The organism is Streptomyces alkaliphilus (assembly GCF_014141535.1).
Taxonomy (GTDB): domain Bacteria; phylum Actinomycetota; class Actinomycetes; order Streptomycetales; family Streptomycetaceae; genus Streptomyces; species Streptomyces alkaliphilus.
Genome location: NZ_VKHT01001736.1, coordinates 1 through 449 on the forward strand (window position 1 = coordinate 1; position 449 = coordinate 449).

Sequence of the window (449 nt, forward strand, 5' to 3'; positions counted from 1 at the left end):
GTGGGGAGGGGTGCTGCGGGCGTTTCACGCGCTGCCCCCGCCGGTGGAGTCGGACGGGCTCGTGCTGCCGGGTTACGACGCCTTCGATCGCACCGCCCGTCGGCTGCGCACGCCGCCGGCGGGGGTGACCTCCACGGACACCGCGTTCCTGCGGGGCAGGCTCGTCGAGTTGCGGGAACGGGTGGCGGAGTTGCGTTTCCCCTCCTCCCCCGTCCCGGTGCACGGCGACGCGCACCGGGGGAACGCGCTGGTGGAGCCCTCGGGACGGGTGGTGCTCCTGGACCCCGACGGGGTGTGTCTGGACCACCCGGAGTGGGACCTGCTGCCGATGGTCACCGACGCCCGTCGCACGGGGTGGTGCGGCCCACAGGAGTTGCGGGCGTTCCTGCGCGGGTACCGCGACGCCGGGGACGGGCGGGCGCCGCGCGTGGCGGGCCCCGATTGGGCGG

Annotated in this window: 1 protein-coding gene; it reads left to right on the forward strand. The window is 75.9% G+C overall.

Annotated features, from left to right (window positions below):
* Window positions 1–10: 10 nt before the first annotated feature.
* On the forward strand, window positions 11–449 hold a 439-nt coding region (locus FNQ90_RS26540; RefSeq protein WP_323380204.1), incomplete at its 3' end, for a phosphotransferase family protein.